The following is a 2,206-nucleotide window of genomic DNA, read 5'->3' as shown; positions in this document are numbered from 1 at the left end:
GCACAAGGCCGACTGGTTCCTGCGCATGAACCCGTTCGGCCAATTGCCGGTGCTCAAGGACGACGATCTTACCCTGTCGGACTCCGGCGCCATCCTCGCTTACCTCGCGAAAAAGTACGACGCGTCTGGAAAGTGGTTCCCGGACGACCCGGCAGTCACCGCCGAAGTCCTGCGCTGGCACTCGGTCGCCGATGACATCACTTCCACGTCCTCTGCCGCCCGCCTAGCGCTCGGCTATGGCTATGCCTTCGATATCGAAAAGTCGCAAAAAGGCGCCCATCGCATTTTCCGGCTGATGGACGAACACCTGTGGTTCGGCGAAAAATCCGGCCGCGACTGGCTCTGCTCGCCCGCGCATCCGACCACCGCCGATATCGCCTGCTTCCCCTATGTGATGCTGAGCGAAGAAGGCGGCATTTCTCGTCAGGATTATCCCGCCCTCCGCCGCTGGACCGACCGGGTCCGCCGCGTGCCCGGCTTTACGGTCATGTCGGGGATATTCCCGGCAGGCCGGGCCAAGGAATAAAAGAAGGGCGCCTCGCGGCGCCCTTTCTCATTTCACCTTGCCGGCGGGCTTGGCCACTTTCCAGCTCACATAGTCGTCGGCGGTGCACCCGAAGGGCGCATTGCTGTCGCTAAACCGCGCATAAAGCTGCTCGCAGCCCCAGGTATTGAGCGGCTCGGGCATGATATTGTTGATCTCGATGCCCACGGCGTCAAAAGCATCCGGCGCCACGGTGACGTAGTAGAGCCAGAAGCCGAAGAATGCGACCACCGCCAGCACCAGCACGGCACCGCCAGCCAAAAGCCCGCGCACGATATTGGGGCCACGCTTCGCCTTCGGCGGCGGATTGGCCGCCAGCTGCGCGCCGCGCTGTTCCTGCTCGGCTTCGAACGCGGCCAGCGCTGCGTTGCGCTCGACATCGGTCAGTTCAACGCGTTCCAGATTGCGGTCGAGTAGCACCGGAATAGCGACGTTCTCGAGCTTCACCGCAAAACCCACGGGCTTGCCGGTCTCATCAAGCCCGATCAGCGGCTCCTGCCCTTTGACGAAATGCGTGCGCGTCGTGCGCTTGGAACGCCCCTTGAGGTGGTCGACATAGGACACGGCCGTGCCGCCAGTCACCTTCTTGACCTCCACGATATCTACCGGCACCAGCGTCATGCGCCCCGGCGTTGCCGCCGCACGGTTCGCGCCGACCATCTTGAGGGCAGTGATCACCGTGCCGATGGAGCCGCCGGCAAAGAGCAGCATGAACACGGCGAACACGGCGAGCCGGTTCCACAGCATGTCGAGCCCAAGGCTCAGCGTCGCCAGCTCCGGATCGTCGCGCGAGATCACGACTTCGACCATGTAGTCGTTGCTGGAAAAATCGAGGAAGGCGAGCGAGATGTGCTTCTCGTAGTTCTGACCCTTGAAGCTGTAGACTATATCGGCTTCGCAATCGGTCAGGCCGCGGCGCGAACTGCATTCGCCGCCCACGAGGTCCCATTCCTTCACCGTCAACGGATCCTGGTTGATCTGCCAGTCGCGCCACAGCCCCGGCCCCTGCCACCAGGCAAGCCCCACGGCGAGCGCCGTGAGCACGACGACGGTAAAGGCGAACGCCGCCGGCATCGAAAACGGCCGCTTGCTCACGGCAAGCGAGCGGTTGGGCAAGGGAAGCGTAATCTGGGACATGATGTGCCTCTTCGGGTTATCGGTCTCGGGGCCCGAATCTGGCTGGATTGGACTAAATCACATTCGGTTGAACCAGCCGCTCCACCATCCCAATTGTGGAAAATCCCGCATTGTGATCGGCTTAGGCTTCACGGTCCGGCGGATAGGCATGTTCCCCGCCCTGCCAGTCGCGCACGGTAAAACACCCATCGCCGCCCGCAACCGTGGCCGCGCCGATATCGGCCTTGCCGTGTCCGCCTGGAATATCGAGCACATAGGTCGGCTGGCAAAGGCCCGAAATCCGCCCGCGCAGCGCCGCGACCAGTTTTTGCCCCTCTTCTATGCCGACCCGGAAATGGCTCGTGCCCGGCGCGAGGTCAGGATGGTGCAGGTAATAGGGCTTGATGCGGTTCTCGACAAAGCCGCGCATCAGCGCCGCCAGCGTCTCGACATCGTCATTGACCCCGCGCAACAGCACGGACTGGCTGACCAGCACCGCGCCACCATCGACAAGCAGACGGAATGCCTTGCGCGCCAGATCGGAGA

General features: G+C 63.0%; 2 protein-coding genes and 1 pseudogene. 1 reads left to right on the top strand and 2 read right to left on the bottom strand.

The window, feature by feature from the left end; genetic code table 11:
- Positions 1–526, top strand: a 526-nt coding sequence (locus J0I64_RS00135; RefSeq protein ID WP_291405258.1) for a glutathione S-transferase N-terminal domain-containing protein, incomplete at its 5' end; no start/stop codon positions are given.
- A 27-nt stretch (positions 527–553) separates the two neighbouring features.
- On the opposite strand, the gene J0I64_RS00130 is transcribed toward J0I64_RS00135, so the two are convergent.
- Both J0I64_RS00130 and J0I64_RS00125 read right to left on the bottom strand, forming a co-directional pair.
- Positions 554–1,681, bottom strand: a complete 1,128-nt coding sequence (locus J0I64_RS00130; RefSeq protein ID WP_291405256.1) for a hypothetical protein — start codon at positions 1,679–1,681, stop codon at positions 554–556.
- Positions 1,682–1,802: 121 nt separating this feature from the next.
- Positions 1,803–2,206: pseudogene (locus tag J0I64_RS00125) on the bottom strand (lysine 2,3-aminomutase); the annotation flags it as partial.

This window comes from Devosia sp. (genome assembly GCF_017307565.1).
Taxonomy (GTDB): Bacteria; Pseudomonadota; Alphaproteobacteria; order Rhizobiales; family Devosiaceae; genus Devosia.
The sequence above is the reverse complement of the archived record's forward strand: the minus strand, read 5'-3'. Positions and strand labels throughout refer to the sequence as shown.